The 18,601-nt window shown below is 68.4% G+C and carries 15 protein-coding genes and 2 pseudogenes; 9 read left to right on the forward strand and 8 right to left on the reverse strand.

The features are described from left to right. Window positions 1–44 precede the first annotated feature (44 nt). The 4 genes from BLU62_RS19850 (at window position 45) to otsB (ending at window position 4,168) form a co-directional block, all read left to right on the forward strand. The gene (locus BLU62_RS19850) at window positions 45–1,526 is read left to right on the forward strand and encodes a threonine/serine exporter family protein (protein ID WP_074851637.1); all 1,482 of its coding nucleotides are present in this window, start codon (window positions 45–47) and stop codon (window positions 1,524–1,526) included. A gap of 113 nt (window positions 1,527–1,639) precedes the next feature. After that, on the forward strand, window positions 1,640–1,801 hold the full coding sequence (locus BLU62_RS33060) for a hypothetical protein (protein ID WP_167544023.1): 162 nt from the start codon (window positions 1,640–1,642) through the stop codon (window positions 1,799–1,801). A 4-nt stretch (window positions 1,802–1,805) separates the two neighbouring features. After that, on the forward strand, window positions 1,806–3,386 hold the full coding sequence (locus tag BLU62_RS19860) for an alpha,alpha-trehalose-phosphate synthase (UDP-forming) (RefSeq protein WP_074851641.1): 1,581 nt from the start codon (window positions 1,806–1,808) through the stop codon (window positions 3,384–3,386). Next, complete coding sequence (otsB, locus tag BLU62_RS19865) at window positions 3,383–4,168, forward strand: trehalose-phosphatase (protein WP_074851642.1); 786 nt, start codon at window positions 3,383–3,385, stop codon at window positions 4,166–4,168. Before BLU62_RS19860 ends, otsB begins: the two co-directional genes overlap by 4 nt. 6 nt (window positions 4,169–4,174) lie before the next feature. Here the strand turns inward: otsB and BLU62_RS19870 are convergent, their stop codons facing one another. Beyond that, the gene (locus BLU62_RS19870; protein ID WP_074853032.1) at window positions 4,175–4,984 is read right to left on the reverse strand and encodes a transglutaminase-like domain-containing protein; all 810 of its coding nucleotides are present in this window, start codon (window positions 4,982–4,984) and stop codon (window positions 4,175–4,177) included. Window positions 4,985–5,054: 70 nt separating this feature from the next. Then, window positions 5,055–6,181: pseudogene (locus BLU62_RS19875) on the reverse strand (ROK family protein). Between the two features lie 84 nt (window positions 6,182–6,265). Between BLU62_RS19875 and BLU62_RS19880 the strand changes: the two are divergent. Further along, window positions 6,266–7,042, forward strand: coding sequence for an SDR family NAD(P)-dependent oxidoreductase (locus BLU62_RS19880; RefSeq protein WP_074851644.1), 777 nt, complete (start codon window positions 6,266–6,268; stop codon window positions 7,040–7,042). Here the strand turns inward: BLU62_RS19880 and BLU62_RS19885 are convergent. Together BLU62_RS19885 and BLU62_RS19890 are read right to left on the reverse strand one after the other, a co-directional pair. Continuing rightward, the gene (locus BLU62_RS19885) at window positions 7,039–8,295 is read right to left on the reverse strand and encodes a L,D-transpeptidase (protein WP_074851646.1); all 1,257 of its coding nucleotides are present in this window, start codon (window positions 8,293–8,295) and stop codon (window positions 7,039–7,041) included. The genes BLU62_RS19880 and BLU62_RS19885 overlap by 4 nt on opposite strands. Before the next feature lie 51 nt (window positions 8,296–8,346). Beyond that, window positions 8,347–8,934 (reverse strand): helix-turn-helix domain-containing protein, encoded by a 588-nt coding sequence (locus BLU62_RS19890; RefSeq protein ID WP_074851648.1) that lies wholly within the window; start codon window positions 8,932–8,934, stop codon window positions 8,347–8,349. 48 nt (window positions 8,935–8,982) lie between these two features. On the opposite strand from BLU62_RS19890, the pseudogene BLU62_RS33940 reads away from it, so the two are divergent. Both BLU62_RS33940 and BLU62_RS33945 read left to right on the forward strand, forming a co-directional pair. Beyond that, a pseudogene (locus BLU62_RS33940) lies at window positions 8,983–9,423 on the forward strand (class I SAM-dependent methyltransferase); the annotation flags it as partial. A 339-nt stretch (window positions 9,424–9,762) separates the two neighbouring features. After that, the gene (locus tag BLU62_RS33945) at window positions 9,763–10,746 is read left to right on the forward strand and encodes an NAD(P)/FAD-dependent oxidoreductase (protein WP_244278377.1); all 984 of its coding nucleotides are present in this window, start codon (window positions 9,763–9,765) and stop codon (window positions 10,744–10,746) included. Here the strand turns inward: BLU62_RS33945 and deoC are convergent. Beyond that, on the reverse strand, window positions 10,714–11,391 hold the full coding sequence (deoC, locus tag BLU62_RS19900) for a deoxyribose-phosphate aldolase (RefSeq protein ID WP_074851652.1): 678 nt from the start codon (window positions 11,389–11,391) through the stop codon (window positions 10,714–10,716). The genes BLU62_RS33945 and deoC overlap by 33 nt on opposite strands. A 27-nt stretch (window positions 11,392–11,418) precedes the next feature. Between deoC and purU the strand changes: the two genes are divergently transcribed. Then, complete coding sequence (gene purU, locus BLU62_RS19905; protein ID WP_074851654.1) at window positions 11,419–12,315, forward strand: formyltetrahydrofolate deformylase; 897 nt, start codon at window positions 11,419–11,421, stop codon at window positions 12,313–12,315. A gap of 48 nt (window positions 12,316–12,363) precedes the next feature. Here purU and BLU62_RS19910 read toward each other — a convergent pair whose 3' ends face one another. From BLU62_RS19910 to BLU62_RS19920, 3 genes are all read right to left on the reverse strand, one after another. Continuing rightward, window positions 12,364–13,356, reverse strand: a complete 993-nt coding sequence (locus BLU62_RS19910; protein ID WP_074851655.1) for an alpha/beta hydrolase — start codon at window positions 13,354–13,356, stop codon at window positions 12,364–12,366. 829 nt (window positions 13,357–14,185) lie between these two features. Next, window positions 14,186–15,988 (reverse strand): ABC transporter ATP-binding protein, encoded by a 1,803-nt coding sequence (locus BLU62_RS19915; RefSeq protein ID WP_074851657.1) that lies wholly within the window; start codon window positions 15,986–15,988, stop codon window positions 14,186–14,188. After that, window positions 15,981–17,759, reverse strand: a complete 1,779-nt coding sequence (locus BLU62_RS19920) for an ABC transporter ATP-binding protein (protein ID WP_074851659.1) — start codon at window positions 17,757–17,759, stop codon at window positions 15,981–15,983. Before BLU62_RS19920 ends, BLU62_RS19915 begins: the two co-directional genes overlap by 8 nt. Before the next feature lie 195 nt (window positions 17,760–17,954). On the opposite strand from BLU62_RS19920, the gene BLU62_RS19925 reads away from it, so the two are divergent. Next, window positions 17,955–18,584 (forward strand): hypothetical protein, encoded by a 630-nt coding sequence (locus BLU62_RS19925; RefSeq protein ID WP_074851660.1) that lies wholly within the window; start codon window positions 17,955–17,957, stop codon window positions 18,582–18,584. Window positions 18,585–18,601 lie beyond the last annotated feature (17 nt).

The following is an 18,601-nucleotide window of genomic DNA, read 5'->3' on the forward strand; positions in this document are numbered from 1 at the left end:
AAGATCGACCCAGGCGAATTCTCTACCTACCCAAGGAGGCATGCGTGCGCGAGTTCCTCGGCCGCGCGCTTCGTCGACTCACCGGTACCCGGCAGGCGACGATCGACACGATCGAGCCCGGCAGCATCATGGTGTCGCCGCGCAAACCGATCGAACCCTTCGACGTCGCGGCGATCACCGAGGTCCTCGACCTCGCCACCAAGATCGGCGCCGTCCTGCTGGACTCGGGTACCGGCGCGATCGACACCCAGACCCAGATCAAGTTCGTCGCAGGCGTTTACGGTCTCGAGGACGTCGACGTCGACGTCACGTACAACACGATCGTCGTCAGCGCCCGACGCGGCGCCACGCTCCCGCCGATCACCACCATGGAGCAGGTCTACTACCGCTCGATGGACTTCACCCGGCTCGCCCAGGTGGACCGGCTCGTCCGACGCATCCGTGACTCCGGCATCACACCCTCGACCGCGCACCGGATGGTCGACGAGATCATCACCGCCCCGCACCCGTATCCGCACTGGGTCGCGACGCTCGCGTGGGGCGCGATGGCGTCGGGGATCTCCGTGCTGCTCGGTGGTCAGTACCTGGTCGCCGCGCTGGCCTTCCTCTCCACGGTCGCGATCGTCCTGGTCAACCGGAACCTCAACCGCATCGGCACGCCCGTCTTCTTCCAGCAGCTGGTCGGCGGGTTCATCGCGGTGGTCCCGGCCGCCCTGGTCTTCGGCGCGGCCGAGCGGCTCGGGGTGCAGATAGCGCCGTCGCAGGTCATCGCCGCCGGCATCGTCGTGCTGCTCTCGGGATTGTCGCTCGTCGGTTCGGTGCAGGACGCCATCACCGGCGCCCCGATCACCGGCGTCGCCCGGTTCTTCGAACTCCTGCTCATGACCGGCGGCATCATCGCCGGCGTCGGCGTGGCCATCCGCCTGCTCGAGGCGGTCGGCATCTTCCTCCCGACGATCACCACGACGACGAGCTTCGAAGCGGTCGAACTGCCGATCCGGGTGGCCGCGGGCGCGTTCGCCGCCTGCGCCTACGCCCTGGCCAGCTACGCCGAGACCCGCGCGCTCGGGGTCGCGTTCCTCGGCGGTCTCATCGGCACCGCGGTCGCGGCGTCGGCGACCTTCACCTCGATCGGTGACGTGATCGCCAACGGTATGGCCGCCGCGTTCGTCGGCCTCGTCGGTGGTCTCCTCGCCCGTCGCGCGCTGACGCCGCCGCTGGTCGTCGCGGTCGCCGGCATCACCCCGCTCCTGCCCGGTCTGGCGGTCTATCGCGGCCTGTACGGCATCCTCAGCGAACAGACACTGAGCGGTTTCACCTGGATCGCCAACGCCCTGGCCATCGGCTGCGCACTCGCCGCCGGCGTCACCCTCGGTGAGTTCGTCGCCCGGCAGCTGCGCCGGCCCCAGCTCCCGCCGCGGCCCGACTGGAGCCTGCGACGCCGCCTCCTCGCACAACGCGAGGCCCGCGAGGGACGCGCGATCCGCCAGAACCGGCGGTGGCCTCCGCCACCGCGGCGGTTCTGAGCACCACCATCACCCGGGTAGACTGGCGAATCGGGCGCGCCGTTCATCGGCCGCTCCAGCCCGCACGGCCCCCGGGCCGCACGCGACACCGCCCGTACGACGAGGGGACTCACATGCCCGCGAAGACCACCGACATCGCCGACGAAGAGTTGGAACCGGTAGCCGACGAGACCGCCAGTTCGGCGCGCCGCGTCGTGGCCGCCTACGCCACCGACGCCGACGAGTGCCGGATGCTGCTCGCAATGCTGGGGATCGCACCGGGCGAGAACGCCTGATCAGGTGACGCCGCGACCGGCTGGAACCGGGAACGACCCCGCCCGCGACAACGAGACCGGGGACGGGCCCAACCGGGCTGCGCCGGCTGACGGCGCACAGTTCGTCGTCGTCGCCAACCGTCTGCCCGTCGACAAGGAGATCCTCCCCGACGGCACGGTCAACTGGAAGCGGAGTCCGGGCGGCCTCGTGACCGCTCTCGAACCGATCCTGCGAGCCAACACCGGTGCGTGGGTCGGCTGGTCCGGTATCCCCGATTCCGACGACAATCCCCCGGACATCGAGGGCATCGACATCCACGCGGTGCCGCTGTCCACCCAGGAGATCGCCGAGTACTACGAGGGCTTCTCCAATGCCACACTGTGGCCGCTCTACCACGACGTCATCGTCAAACCCGAGTACCACCGCGAATGGTGGAACACCTATGTCGAGGTGAACCGGCGGTTCGCCGAGGCCGCGTCGAAGGCGGCCGGCGACGGCGCCGTCGTGTGGGTGCAGGACTACCAGCTGCAGCTCGTCCCCAAGATGCTGCGCATGCTGCGGCCCGACGTGAAGATCGGCTTCTTCCTGCACATCCCGTTCCCGCCGGTGGAACTGTTCATGCAGCTGCCGTGGCGCACCGAGATCGTCGAGGGTCTCCTCGGCGCCGACCTGATCGGCTTCCACCTGCCCGGCGGCGCACAGAACTTCCTCTTCCTCGCCCGCCGCCTCGCCGGCCAGGCGACCAGCAAGGGCACCGTCGGCGTGCGTTCGCGCTTCGGCGTGGTGCAGGTCGGCTTCCGCACCGTTCGTGTCGGCGCGTTTCCCATCTCGATCGACTCCGGTGAGCTCGCCGCGCTTGCCAAGACCAAGAAGATCCGGGACCGGGCGGCGGAGATCCGTAAGGAACTCGGCAATCCCAAGACGATCATGCTCGGCGTCGACCGTCTCGACTACACCAAGGGCATCGACGTGCGCCTCAAGGCGATCTCGGAGTTGCTGGCCGAGAAGCGCCTGGACCCGTCCGAGACGGTGATGATCCAGCTCGCCACGCCCAGCCGCGAACGCGTCGAGAGCTACATCCAGATGCGGGCCGGGATCGAGCAGCTGGTCGGCAACATCAACGGCAACCACAGCAGCACCGTGAGCCGGCCCGTGGTGCAGTACCTGCACCGACCGGTGCCGCGCGATGAGCTGATCGCCTTCTTCGTAGCCGCCGACGTCATGCTCGTGACACCCCTGCGCGACGGCATGAACCTCGTCGCCAAGGAGTACGTCGCCTGCCGCAGCGACCTCGGGGGCGCCTTGGTGCTCAGCGAGTTCACCGGCGCCGCAGCCGAATTGCGTTCGGCGTATCAGGCCAACCCCTACGACCTCGACGGGGTCAAGGACGCCATCGAGGCCGCGGTGACCCAGAGCGAACACGAGGGACGACGCCGCATGCGTGCGCTGCGCCGGCAGGTGCTCGCCCACGACGTCGAGAAGTGGGCCCGGAGTTTCCTGGGCACGCTCGGGGAGAACTCGGAGACCGAACTGGAACCGAACCGCGGTGTGCACCTGGTGGACTCGGACGTCGAGTCCGACGCGGCATCCGACGACAACGCATGAGCGACACCGGGATTCCCGACGATCTGCGCCAAGCCCTCGGCGCGGCCGCGCGTGCCCGCAGGCTGCTGGTCGCGTCGGACTACGACGGCTGCGTGTCGCCGATCGTGTCACGCCCGGAGGACGCGATACCCGAACCCGCGTCGATCACCGCCCTCGAGGCGTCGGCGGCCCTCGCCGACACCGAGGTCGCGGTGATCTCCGGACGCGAGCTCGCCGTCCTCGCAGACCTTTCCGGCCTGGGCCCACCGGTGACGCTGGTCGGGAGCCACGGTAGCGAGTTCGACACCGGTTTCGCGGTGGAGGTGACCGACGCCGCGCGCGCCCTGCTCGTCCGGATCATCGACGAATTGCAGAGCATCGCAGCACGATTCCCCGGTTCGACGGTCGAGACCAAACCGGCGAGCGCCGTGCTGCACGTCCGCAACGCCGCCCCCGACGACGCCGTGACGGCCCTCGAATGTGCACGGTCCGGCCCCGGTTCATGGGAGGGCGTGCATGCCACCGAGGGCAAGAGCGTGCTCGAACTCGCGGTCATCGAGACCAGCAAGGGACATGCGCTCGACACCCTGCGGGAGAGTCTCGACTGCGACGTCGTCATCTACCTCGGCGACGACGTGACCGACGAGAAGGCCTTCGCGCACCTGCGTCCCGACGCCGGTGACATCGGCATCAAGGTCGGTGACGGGGAGACCGCCGCCGGATTCCGCATCGAGGACACCGACGACGTCGCCGCGGTTCTCGACTTCGTGGCCACCGAGCGGCGGGCGGCCCTCGGCTCCTGAGCCGGCTCAGCCGATCCTGATGCGGGTGGTCGCGTCGTCATAGGGCAGCTCACCGCGAACGGTCGCGGTCACCGCGTAGTTGTTCAGCGTGATCGTGCCGCGGTGATTGTCGAGGAAAGCGGTGTCGGCGGCGTCGCGCCCGGTGGCGATGCGGACGAACGACTGCCGCGGGGCCAGACGCGTGGCGTCGACGACCACCCACTCGCCGTCGATGATCGCCTCGGCGACGGCGTGGAAGTCCATCGGCGAGCATCCCGGCGCGTAGACGGCGACGAGCCGTGCGGGAATGTTCAGCGCACGCAGCAGCGCAACGACGAGGTGCGCGTAGTCGCGGCACACGCCCGCACCCGCGAGAAGGGTGTCGGCCGCTCCGTCGATCGGATCGCTGGCGCCGGGGATGTAACTGAGCCGCTGCTCGACGAAGGCCGCGACCTGGTTGAGGAGCTCACCCTCCGGCAGCGACAGGTCGAACTGTCCGGCGACGAACCCGAAGAACTTGTCGCACTCGGCATATCGGCTGGGACGCAGATACAGCGACCGGTCGGTGCTCTCCACCGGGATCGGGTCCGCGGGGGTGAGGATCTCGGCGGTGTAGTCGATGGTCAGGAGTCCGCGATCGAGCTGCATCCGGTGGATTCGGGACCCGTGGTCGGCGACGAGTTCCTCCACGGCGACGGCACTGCCGTCGAGTTCGATCTTGAGTTCCTCGTGCAGTTGCAGGCCGGCGAGCTTGGCCACCGTGATCTGCATCTCGAGTTCGGTCGCGTCGTCGATGCGCACCTCGAGCCGGGCGGACACATCGCGGGGCAGGGTCATGATCCCCACCGTAGGTGATGAACGCCCGCTCGGCACACACGCGGGTCCGTCGGCAAACGACGCCCCCCGCTCAGAGAGTGGCGACCGCGGCGATCGGATCGGCGTAGATCACGCTCAGCGCCACCACGACCGCGGCGCTCTCCTGAACGTGCACACCGAATCTCGACGGCGCGATCTCCAGCGGCCACTCGAGGGTCGAGGCCTCGTCGAAGGCCGCCTGCACCGGCGCGAGGCCACGGGGGTGTGCCGAGAACGCATCACCGGCGACGACGATCGAGTCGGGGTTGATCACGTCCCGGATCAGCGCGACCGCCTCGCCGAGGACCCGCGCGCGTTCGTCGACGATGCGGGACGAATCCGGGTCGATGCCCAGACGCTCCGCGGCCGCGAGTGCCGCGTCGTCGCCGATGACGTTCTGCAGCCGGACGCGGGTGAGCCCGGGAGCGAGCACCGGCGCGGAGACCGGTAGGTGCGCGATCGTCCCGGCGCCGCGTTCCGGGACGTGCACGCGACCTTCGAGAGTCATTGCCATACCGGCGGTCTCGCGAGCGTAGAAGAACAGGCCGGTCCCGGACTCGTCGCGCGGTCCGGCCAGCAGCAGTTCCGCGGCGGCCATCGCCTCCACGTGTTCACACACCGACACGGGGTGTCGAGGCGGGCCGCAAGGGTTGCGCCCACCGCGAGTTGATGCCACCCGAGAACCCGGTGATTCACGACACCCGTCTCGGCGTCGACCGCACCGCCGACGGCCACACCGCCCCACAGCAGCCGGCGTCCGCTGAACCTGCCGGCGAGCTCGGCGAGTTGCTCGCACAGTTGCTCGATCGCCTTCTGCTGGTCACCGGAAGGGGTGAGCACGGCATGGCTGTGGAGCGTACGACCACCGAGATCGGCGATGACCAGCACCGCGCGCCGGGCACCGATGTGCATCCCCGCGACGCACAGCGAGTCCCGGTCGATGGTCAGCGGATTCTTGGGTCGTCCAATGGTTTTCGGCCCAGCGAGATCTGGGCGCTCGGCGATCAGGCCGTGCGCGGCGAGCGCGTGGACCTGGCGGTTGATCGTCGCGGCGGACAGGCCCGTCGTCGAGGCGAGCTGATCCCGGGTAACCGGCCCACTGACCCGGATCGCATGCAGGACCGCGGCCGCCGGAGTGGACGTCAGTTGCAGCGCCGCCGGGATCACTCCCCCACGCATGGGACGAATGTAGCAGTGCGCGTGTGCACGCCGGGCGTCGTCGGGCGGTGTCGTGAGGGTCGCGACAGGTCGTAAGGTGGGCCCATGAGCTCTGACACCAGCACCGACGCCACCGCCCAGACCTCGGATCAGCGACCGATCGCCGTGGTCACCGGAGCGAGTTCCGGGATCGGGGCCGCGACCGCTCGCCGGCTGGCGAAGCAGGGCTACCACGTGGTGGTCGGCGCGCGACGCGTCGACCGCGTCGAGGCACTCGCCGCCGAGATCGGCGGAACCGGTAAGCAGCTCGACGTCACCGACGAGGATTCGGTGGCCGCCTTCGTCGACGGCCTCGACCGCGTCCACGTCCTCGTGAACAACGCCGGCGGCGCCAAGGGACTCGACCCGGTGTCCGACGCCGACCTCGACGACTGGCGCTGGATGTGGGAGACCAACGTCCTGGGCAGCCTACGGATCACCAAGGCCCTCATCCCCGCGCTCATCGCATCCGGCGACGGACTGATCGTCGCCATCACCTCCGTCGCCGCCCTGGAGGCCTACGACAACGGCGCCGGCTACACCTCGGCCAAGCACGCCCAGGCGATCACCCACCGCACCCTGCGCTATGAGCTGCTCGGCCAGCCGGTGCGGCTCACCGAGATCGCGCCGGGCATGGTCGAGACCGACTTCTCGCTGGTGCGTTTCGAGGGCGATCAGGAACGCGCCGACGCCGTCTACGAGGGCCTCACCCCGCTCACCGCAGACGACGTCGCCGAGGTCATCGGCTTCGTGGCCTCCCGCCCGCCGCACGTGAACCTCGACCTGATCGTGCTCAAGCCGCGCGATCAGGCGTCCGCGCGACGGAACATCAAGACGGGCTAACGCGGCGCGGGAACGTTGGAGGTCGGGGCGCCGCTCGGCGTCGCCGGCACCGACGACTCCGTCACCTCACCCTTGACCGCCGACATGCCCTGCCAGGTCTCCCAGTCGAAGATCCAGTCGTAGATGTCACCGTCGGCCTCCGACAGCGGGATTCGCGTACCCGAGACCTCGACCGGGTCGCCGTAGACGGCCACCTGGAAGTAGCGTTCGGCGTCGGCCTCGGACAGGTTGATGCAGCCGTTGGTGACGTTCGCCGTGCCCTGGACGTTGACCGTCTCGGGGTTGGCGTGGATGAACTCGCCGTTGTTGGAGATGCGCACGGCCCAGCGTTCCCGGATGTTGAAGTAACCGGCGGCCGGGTTGCTCATGAAGAACTCGTCGTACTTCTCGGTGACGACGTGGATCCCCGAGCGGGTGACGTTGCGGTCGAGGTCGCCGCCGCCGTAGCTGCAGGGCAGCGTCATCAGTTCGGCGCCGTCGCGCATCACGACGATGCGGTGCGAGGATTCGACGGCCTTCACGACCTGGGCGCGCCCGATCGAGAAATCGCTGGTCACATCGGCCGCGCCGTAGGCGCCGTTGCCGTGATCGAGGCCGTAGAGCTTGGCGTCCATGTGCACCTTGGTGCCGGGCGCCCAGTACTCCCGGGGACGCCAGTGCACGCGTGAGCCGTTGTCCTCGCCGAGCCACGCCCACGATCCCTCGGTTTGCGGCGTCGTGGTGACGGTGAGGGCGCGCTCCACCGTCTCCTTGTCCTCGACGGTCCCGTTGAACTTCAGGATGATCGGCGCCGCGATGCCGACCTCCTGACCGTCGCCGATGTTGACCACGACGTTCAGCTGGCTCGACGGTTCGAGTGTGGTGAAGCTCCCGGCCACCGGCAGCGTCTTGCCGTCGACCCCGAGAGCCGTTCCGCTCCAGGTGTATTCGGTGCCGTATCCCAGGGGCTCGGCGATGGTGTAGCTCGTCCGGTCCTCCGAGAGCCGGCCGTTCACCACCCGCCCGCGCGGATTGGTCAGTTTGACGTCGGGGTTGAGTGTGCCGTCCTCGGCCTGCACCGAGATCTCGGCGATCGGGCTGGGCGCCTCGCCGTCGAGAGGCGGGGTGAAGGTCAAGTGCACCTTCGGTTCGGCAGGTCGGCCGCCGCCCGAGCCGGCGTCGGAACCAGTACACGCGGCGACCGCGACACCGAGCACGCCGACCCCGGCCGCGGCGAGCACGACACGTCGGTTCACCGGGCTCTGAGAAGTCATCACCTGGTCAAGCCTACCGATCGGTGGCGGTCGTTCATCGGAGCGAACGATTCACAGCTGGGCGTCGTCGGGAATCGTCGTGGCGGACGGCATGTGGGCGCGCTCGCCCGCGTGGTCCATGATCGAGAGCACCTCCGCGGGACCTCCGTCGGCGCAGATCGCATGCGGGATCATGGTCGAGAACTCCGCGGCGTCCCCCGCCGGGACGATGATCGTGCGGTCGCCGAGCACGAGACGGACCGTGCCCGAGAGCACCGTGAACCATTCCCGACCCGGGTGTACCCGCAGGTCGTCGAGCGGTTGCTCGCGTTCGAACCGCATCTTCGCAACCGTCACCCCCTGTGGGCTGTTCTCCCTCGAGAGCAGCCACATCGTCATCCCCTCGGCGGTGTGCGGCTGCGGCCGGATGACGACGTCGGTGTCGTCGGCGGGTTCGACGAGCTGATCCAGCGTGGTGCCCAGCGCCCGTGCGATCGGGACCAGCTGGTCCAGTGCGACTCGCCGATGACCGGTCTCGATACGACTCAGCGTCGAAGGGGACAGGAAGCACCGTGCGGCCAGTGCGTCGAGGGTCCAGCCCTTCGCCAGCCGGAGTCCACGGATGCGCTGCCGGACCACCGCGTCGAGTTCTTGCGTCATAGGCAAGAGTGTATGCCAATTGCGCATCGGCGCGCTACCGTCGATGGCATGAACCATTCCCATCACCACGATCACGATCACGCTCACCTGGCGTCGGCGCTCGACCTCGATGCCGAGCTCCTCGGCAGCTACGTCGACGACGCGGCCGCGGTGATCACCCGAAGCCTCGGTCGGGCGCCGCAGCGAATCGTCGATCTCGGCGCGGGGACCGGCACCGGCACGGAGGCGCTCTCCCGGAACTTCGGCGATGCGCAGCTCCTCGCCGTGGACAGTTCCGCCGAGATGACCGCACTCGTCGAGGAACGAGCCGGTGCCGGTGGCTTCGCCGGGCGGTCGGCCACCGTCGTCGCCGACCTCGACGACGGTCTGCCGCCGCTCGGCTCCCCCGACGTCATCTGGGCCGCGTTGTCCTTGCACCATGTCACCGACCCGGCGGCGCTGCTTCGCGAGGCGGCGTCCGCGCTGGCTCCGCGGGGGGTCGTGGCGATCGTGGAGATGGCCGGGCTGCCCCGGTTCTCCCCCGACGCCGACACCGCGCTCGGCACCCTCGAGGACCGCTGCCACGAGGCCGCGGCCGACGCCGGGTGGGAGGCCCTCGCCGACTGGACCGAAACCCTCGGCGCCGCAGGCTATGACGTGCTGCACCAGGAAACCATCCGCGTCGCACGCACCGGACCGAACGAGACCGTCGCCCGGTATGCGGTCCACTGGTTCAGCCAGTTCCGGCACCGCCTGGCGGACGACCTCACCGATTCCGAACTCGCACTACTCGATTCCCTGATCGACCCGGACGATCCCGCCTCTCTGCATCGGCGCGCCGATCTCACCCTGACCGCCGGGCGTCGGCTGTGGGTCGCGCGGCCCGCCGATCTCCACGACGTCGCGATCATCGGCGGCGGCTCCGCGGGACTGAGCGCCGCGACGACACTCGCCCGTTCCCTGCGCTCCGTCGTCGTCATCGACGGCGGCGAACCCCGCAACGCGCCGGCCGACGGCGCACACAACGTCCTCGGGCAGGAGGGCATCTCACCCCTGGAGCTCCTGGCGCGCGGCCGCGACGAGGTCCGCGGGTACGGCGGGGAGGTCCGCTCCGACACGGTCGTCGACGCCCGCCGGGACGGCGACCGGTTCGCCCTGACGCTGGCGTCGGGCGGAACCGTGCGCGCCCGACGGCTCCTTCTGGCGACGGGTCTCGTCGACGAACTCCCCGACATCCCCGGCGTGGCCGAACTTTGGGGACACGACGCGCTGCACTGCCCGTACTGCCACGGCTACGAGGCGCGGGGTTCCCGCATCGTGGTGCTCGCGACGAGCCCCATGTCGGCACACCAGGCACTCCTGTTCGCACAGCTCAGCGACGACGTCACCCTCGTCGCGCATGCTGCGGATGCCCTCGCCGAGCAGGATCGCGCGAACCTCGCCGCGGCCGGGGTGCCGGTCATCGACACCTCGGCCGAACGGCTGCGTGTCCGCGATGAGGGAGGTTCCGCACGTCTCGATGGCGTCGAACTGGCCGACGGCACCGTCCTCAAGGCCGATGCCGTCGTCGTCGCACCGAGGTTCGTGGTGCGCGGCGACCTCTACGAACGACTCGGCGGCACTCTGGCGCAGACCCCGATGGGCGGCGTCATCGAGACCGGGTTGATGGGCGCGACCGCGATTCCCGGCGTCTGGGCGGCGGGAAACAACACCACGCTCAACGCGGTGGTCACCGTCGCGATGGGTGAAGGGGTGTCGGCCGGCGCGGCGATCAACGCCGACCTGGTGATGGCCGACCTGCTACTCGGGAAAACCGTCGAGCACAGTCGCTGACGACGACAGACCGAGCCGGGTGGCGCCGGCGGCGATGAGTTCGCCGGCGAACTCGGCCGTCCGGATGCCGCCGCTCGCCTTCACCCCGACGCGGTCGCCGACCGCGGCACGCATGAGGCGAACCGCCTCGACGCTCGCACCGCCGGCGGGATGGAAACCGGTCGAGGTCTTCACCATCCCCGCGCCGGCCAGCTCGGCACGACGACACACCTCGGTCACCGTGTCGGGGCCGGCGAGCTGCAGCAGGACCGCGGACTCGATGATCACCTTCAGCAGCGTCGAGTCCCCGACCGCCTCACGCACGGTCAGCACATCGGCGAAGACCTCGTCGAACCTGCCGTCGACCGCCGCGCCGACATCGATCACCATGTCGACCTCGTGCGCCCCGGAGTCCACCGCGAGCCGCGCCTCGGCGGCCTTGACCAGCGAGTGATGTTTACCCGACGGGAAGCCGGCGACCACGCAGGTCCGCTGGTCGCCGGTGTCGATCGGCAGCATCGACGGCGACAGGCACACCGCGAACACACCGAGTCGGGCGGCCTCGGCGACGGTGGCCTCCGCGTCGGCGCGGGTGGCCTCGGGCTTGAGAAGTGTGTGGTCGATGATGGCGGCGACGTCGCTACGCCGCAGGTCCGTGTTCGTCACAGGAACGAGCTTGGCACACTGACAGTCGTGACAAGCGGACAGACGACCCCCACTGACCAGACCGAGCACCGCTACGTGCTGACGCTCGGCTGCCCCGACCGGACGGGCATCGTCGCCCGGATCTCGGCCTTCCTGACCGAGATCGGGGGCTGGATCACCGAGGCCGGGTACCACTCCGACGATGACACCGGCTGGTTCTTCACCCGCCAGGCGATCCGCGCGGACGAGGTGTCGTTCAGCGCCGACGAACTGCGCGCGCGCTTCGCCGCGGAGGTCGCCGCCGAACTCGGCCCGGAAACCGAGTGGCGCCTCACCGACTCACGTGACACCAAGTCCGTCGTTCTGCTGGTCAGCAAGGAAACCCACTGCCTCATCGACCTTCTGGGTCGTGCACATCGCGGCGAGTTGCCCGCGACCATCCGGGCCGTCGTCGGCAATCATCCCCAACTCGAAGAGCTGGCAACCCGTTTCGAGATCCCGTTCCATCATGTGCCGTTCGGCGGCGAGCGCAAGGCGGAGGCCTTCGCCGAACTCGCCCGGATCGTCGACGGCTATCAGCCCGACGCGGTGGTCCTCGCCCGGTTCATGCAGATCCTGCCGCCGAAGCTGTGCGACGCCTGGGCCGGCCGCGCGATCAACATCCATCACAGCTTCCTGCCGAGCTTCATCGGTGCCCGCCCGTACCACCAGGCGTTCGCCCGAGGCGTCAAACTGATCGGCGCGACGTGCCATTACGTAACCGCCGACCTCGACGCCGGGCCGATCATCGAACAGGACGTGATCCGGGTCGATCACAGCGACTCGGTGAGCGACATGGTGCGTCAGGGACGGGACATCGAGACGCTCGTCCTGTCCCGCGGACTGCGCTGGCACCTCGAGGACCGCGTCCTCGTTCACGGCCGGAAGACCGTGATCTTCAACTGACCCCGTTCCCACCAGGAGTGAGCGAACTCCTCCCCGCTGAGGTGCGGGTCAGCGAAGCGCCCGCTCGTAGAACGACCACGAGCGGTGCAGCTGGTCCTGCCAGTACCCCCACGAGTGGGTGCCGACCGTCGGGAGGTCGACGGTCGCGGGGATGTTCAACTGCTGCAGGCGGTTCACCAGCTGCAGGGTGCAGGCCATGGTGCTGCCCTCGATCACGCCACCGACCAGGATCTGGTCGGCCAGGGTGTCCGTCTTCTTGACGTACTCCGGGCTGTCGTACGGCCCGGGCAGCCCGGTCGCGTTGGAGATGTACAGCTTGGTGCCACGCAGTTTGTGGGCGTTGATGACCGGATCGTGCTTGCGCCAGCCGGCTCCGTTGTACGGACCCCACATGTTTCTGGCGTCGCCGCCTCCGCGCGCCTCGACCACGAGACGGATGCTGTTCTGCCCGAACGGGTCGGCGGTGGTCGGGCATCCGCTGTAGGAGCCGACGGCCTCGTACAGACCCGGATGCTCGATCGCGAGGTTCAGCACCGACGTGCCCGACGAGGAGATACCGCCGATCGCGTTGCGCCCGGAGGTGTTGAAGTTCGCGTCGAACACGGGCGGCAGTTCCTTGCCCAGGAACGTCGACCACTTGTGGACGCCGAGCTCGGGATCGGCCTTCTCCCAGTCGGTGTAGTAGCTGAACTGACCCTGGTTGGGGATGACGACGTAGAGGTTCTTGTTCTTGGTGAACTCGACGATGTCGGTCTTCGCCAGCCAGTTGGCGCCGTCCTCGCCGCCGCCCGCACCGTTCAGCAGGTAGAGGACACCACGCGGCTTGGACTCATCGGCAGGTTTGATGACCGTCAGCGGGATGTCTTTGTTCATCGCGTCGGAGTGCACGACGATGTTCGTGACCCGCTCGGTGGGCGAACCCGGGACCACGAGATTCGGTGCCGCCCCGGCCACGCCCGCCACTCCGGTGGCCGACATCGTGAGCCCGATGCCCAGCGCGACCGCGATCGCGGCGCCGCACCTGCGCAGACGCTGGTTCATGCATTCCTCCTCGTCGAGTCCCGATTGACCCCGGGGCGGGCGTTGGATTCGTGTCTGATGGACCGTATCGCGTCGGGCCGTCCGGCGGACACGCACCGCTGATCATTCAACCGCCCGGACGCTTTCGACTGCCCCGACGCTCTCGACCCCACCCTCGCTTGGCCACCAACGCGAATCGCCTCACAGCCGAAGCGGTGAGGCGATTCGAAAAGTGCGGTCGATCTAGGCCGGCTCGTCAGAACCGCTCTCGAGCGAACCGGTGAACACACCGAGGATCGCCTCGGTGATCGCGTCGGTGACGGCATCTTCGATGGAATCGCCAATTCCTGTGCTCATGAGAACTCCTTCGTCCGTGGTGAGAAGTTTCGATTCGACCGCCTGCTCCCACCTGTGCGACGGCTCGAGACAGAGATTACATATCCGTCTCGACTATGTCTCGATTATTTCGCGGTACCTGTCACGAATGTTCGTTGAACTTCGCCCCAATTCCAGAAAATCGCAGGTCAAAGTGGTCGACTAATACGAACAATGGAATCCAGTGGGACGATCGTCCATTAAACCTCGCAACAGAACGGCCATTAGCAACGTCGCTGCAACGTTTCCGTGGAGTATCGGCAATAGCGTGCCACGGGCGCCCAAACCACCGGTTGCCGAAATCCGAACACCGAGCACCGCAACCTTCCGAACCGTAACTTTCGGTTCGGTAAGTTTTCATCTACGTGGTCTTTCACACGCTGGTCGTGTGTTTCATCCAAAATGGGACGAATTCATCAATTCGTTCCACAGGGCAGATCATCACGCGCGCGAAAAGTCGCTGACCTCTGTCGATTCACTTCGATCGGGAAGCCAGGTCGACACCGCAGCGGCGTGCATAGATGCCGCCGGCGCTGATCAGCTCGTCGTGGGAGCCGGCCTCCACTATCGCCCCGTCTTCGAGAACCACGATCTGATCCGCGAGCGCGGCCGTGGCCATCCGGTGGGTGATCAGCAGGGTCGTCGTGCCGGCGCGCAGACGTTGCAGCGCCCGTTGCACGAGCAGTTCGGTGCGGGGATCGGCCGCGCTCGTCGCCTCGTCGAGGATGAGGATGCGGGGCGACGCCGCGATCGCACGGGCCACGGTGACGAGCTGCTTCTCCCCGGCGCTGAGATTCTCCGACTCCTGGCCGATGACGGTGTCGATGCCCTGCGGCAGCGTCGCCACGATCTGATCCAGGTGACCGTCGTGGACCGCCCTGTCGACGGCGCCGTCGTCGGACATCCCGTAGGCGATGTTCTCGCGGACGGTTCCGGTGAACAGCCACGGCTCCTGGGTCACCACCGCCATCCCGTCGCGAACCCGCAACGGACCGAGGTCCGCGGTGTCGTCCCCGTCGATGGTGATCGACCCGGCGGTCGGGCGGTAGAAGGCCTGCAGCAGGTTGGTGATGGTCGTCTTGCCCGCCCCGGTCGAACCGACGATCGCCGTGGTCGTGCCCGGCGCCATCCGGAAGCTCACGGAGCCGAGCACCGGGGTGCTCTCGTCGTAGGCGAAGGCGACCTCGTCGAAGACGATCTCCGGTGGGCGACGATGACGCCCGGCATCGCCCGGCCCGTCGCTCCCCGGCTCGTCACTGTCCGCCTCGCCACCACCCGGCCCGACGTCCTCCGGCTCGTCGAGCACCTCGCGCACCTTGTTCGCCGAGACCGTTCCCGACTGCACCTTGGTGACGAATCCGGCCAGTTCACGCACCGCGGACGACAGCTGCTGCGAGAAGATCACCGCCACCTGCGCGGCGCCGAGGCTCAGGGCCCCGTCGACGACCATGATGCCGCCGAGAACCGCGAGGATCAGGAACACGACGGCGTTGATCGCGCCGAGCACGGGTGCGAGGGTGCCGGCGGCCCACTGTGCGGAACGCGTCGAACCGAACAGCTTCCCGTTGAGCGCATCGAAACGGCGTCGGGCGAGGGGTTCGGCGTTGTACGCCTGCAGCATGCGCCGCGCGCTCAGCTCCTCCTCGATGTGCCCGGTGAGTGCGGCCGTGGTGGTCCACCGGGTCTCCAGGAACGGTCGGGCTTTACGCGCGATGACCACCGATACCGCCGCGGACACCGGTGCGGCGACGAGCGCGACGACCGCCAGTAGCGGCGAGACGACGAACAGCACGACCGTCACCACGAGAAGCGTCAGCACGTTGGTCGGGACGGTGACCAGCACGGGAGCGATCACGGTGGCGGCATTGTCGGTGTGCGCGGTGAGCTTGCTGACGAGCACGCCGCGGTTGTTCGACTCGAAGTAGCGCAGCGGCAGCCGGTGGACCTTGTCCTCGATTCGCGTGCGAAGCCCGGCCACGGATCGCTGCACCGCGATGGTCAGCATCTGTCCCTGTGCGAACGTGAGGCAGGCGACAACCAGATAGATCACGGTCTGCACGCCGAGGAGCGTCCAGAGGAGGTCCCAGTCCATGCCGTCGGCGCCGGTCGTCCCGTCGACGATCACGTTGGTGATCGCGCCGAACAGGATCGGTCCGACGACCGCACCCAACGATGCCGTGACCGCGAACAGCGAGATCGCGACCGCGCGTCCACGACTCAGATGCAATTGCCGCATCAACCATTTCAGCGAGCCGTCCCGCCGGGCCGTGTCAGGCATTGGTCACCGCCTGCGCGTGGGCGATCTCGCGGTAGATCTCGCTGTCGGCACGCAGGGTGTCATCGGTGCCGACGGCCACGAGACGGCCGTCCTCCAGCACACCGATGACATCGGCGTGCCGCACCGACGAGACCCGCTGCGCCGCGATCAGAACCGTTGCCTCCGGGTGCGCGCGCCGCATGTTGTCGATGACCTGCTGCTCGGTGTCGACGTCGAGCGCACTGAACGGGTCGTCGAGCACATACAGCGCGGGCCGGCGGAGAATCGCGCGGGCCAGGGCCAGACGCTGACGCTGACCTCCGGAGAAGTTGCGTCCCTCCTGGGAGACCGTGGCGGACAGTCCGCCGGGGCGCGCGGCGACGAAGTCGTGGGCCGCGGCCACCTCGAGGGCCTTCCACAGCTCGGCGTCGGTGGCGCCGGGCCGTCCGATCCGCAGGTTGTCGGCGACGGTACCGGTCACCAGCGAGGCGCCCTGCCCGACGAACGCCGTCCGCGCCCGCACCCAGGCCGGTGCCAGGCCGGTCACGTCCGCGCCGTCCCACCGCACCGCGCCGTCGTCGGGGTCGGCGAACCGCAACGGCAACGAGAGCAGCGTCGACTTCCCACTGCCCGTCCCGCCCAGCAGACCGGTGACGGTACCGGCGGCGCACGTCAGCGAGACCGCGTCGACCGCCGGGGCGTCGGCGCCGGGAAACCCGACGGTCACGGAGTCGAAGACCACGGCGGGTGCGGGCGATGTCGCATCGTCACCGGCGTCACCGGGTTCGAGCACCTCGGTGTCGAGTACCTCGACGATGCGGCCCGCGCTGGTGACCGCACGCGGGATGACACCGGCGACCACGGTCAGCAACGACACGGCGAGCAGGATCTGGCCGAGGTATCCGACAGCGGCCGCGATCTGGCCGACCTGCATCTGACCCCGGTCCACGAAGATCGCGCCCAGGGCGGCCACCGCCACCCCGGCGAGATTGGACACCACGGTCACGGTCGGGAGCAGCAACACCTGGGTCCGGCCGAGCCGCAGCGCCACGTCGGTGAGTTCGTCGTTCTCCACGGCGAACCGGGCCCGCTCGCGGTCCTCGCGCCGAAACGTCCTGATCACCGCGATCCCGCGCAGCTGTTCGCGCAACACCCGATTGATGACGTCGAGCCGGCGCTGGAGGCGACCGGCCCACGGTACGAGGCGGCGTACGAGCAGACCGACCAGCACGACCAGGAGCAGCCCGGCGACGAGGATCACCGGGGCCATCTGCCATGCCTGCGAGACGGAGAGCACCAGCGCACCGAACAGCATCAGCGGAGCGGTCACGACAACCGTGAGGGCGATGAACAGGAAACCCTGGATCTGTCCGACATCGCCGGTGGACCTGGTCAGCAGACTGGACAACCCCAGCCGCGCGACCTGCTGATCGGTGAACGTGCCGATCCGGTCGTTGACCCCGCTCCGCAGATCCCGTGCGGCTTTCGCCGACAGATGTGAGGCGAGATAGGTGGCTCCGATGGCGAACACGAGATTGGCCACGGCCACCACGACCATCATGAGTCCCACGAATTCGATGGTGTCCACATCGCCGCGGAGAATTCCGTCGTCGATGATCGCGGCGTTGAGGGCCGGTTGGGCCAGCGAGGTGAACACGCTCGCGAGTTGGCAGGCCACGAATCCCGCGACCACCCACGGTGACGCCCGGAGTGCGGAGCCGACGAGCCGGAAAAGCGCTCGCACCTCATCCTTGTTCAACGACGGGGCGTTCAACGACGGGGCAAGGGGCATCGGGCGAGATCACTCCGAACTGGAAACGGAAACAGGGAGAAATCGGCGTCGAATATCGGCGTCGACACATTGCCGCCTCACACACCGGAAAATGGTCGCCAGGCGGTTGTGAAGTCTACAGATCGTCTTCTCCCGCACTGCCCGAACGCGGCGGAAGGACGCCTCCCCGGTTTCGCGGTGTGCTGATATGTAGCGGTGACGCACGGCATTCAGGCATCGAAGAACGGATCACGCCCCCTGACGGAATCCGATCGGGAAAGCGCACTCGACCTGCTCGAGAACGGTCTGCGCGAGACTCCGATGTACAGCTGGCTACTCGGGGACGACGCATCGGCGCAGGCCTATCGGTGGTACGGCGAAGTTCTCTTCGCCGAACATCGCCATGGGATTCGGGGTGTTTTCGACGATGCGGACACCCTCATCGCGCTCATCGCGACATCCGATCCGGAACGTCCGGCCGGTAACGTCGACGACGATCTGAAGGCCCGCATCCGCCAATACGTCCGTGCGCTCGACGGATTCACCGACCGGTTCACCGAACTGCGCCGCACACAGAAGGACGCCGCGGTCGACGACCGCGCGATCGAGATCCTCTTCGCCCTCGTGCATCCGGATCATCGACGCGGCGGCACACTGACCGCCCTGGTCGACGAGGTCGTGGACCGGGGTCGTCGGGAGGATCTTCCCGTGGTCGCCGGCACCGCCGACGCCACGATGTCGGAGTTCTACGTCCGCAAGTGGGATGCGCTCGTCCGCGGCGAATTCACGCTCACCGACGGGCCCACGGTGTGGATCCACCGCGTCGCCCCGCCGGGAGAACGATGAGAGGCGAACCGCCCGCC

The sequence above is a fragment of the Gordonia westfalica genome (assembly GCF_900105725.1).
GTDB classification, from domain to species: Bacteria; Actinomycetota; Actinomycetes; order Mycobacteriales; family Mycobacteriaceae; genus Gordonia; species Gordonia westfalica.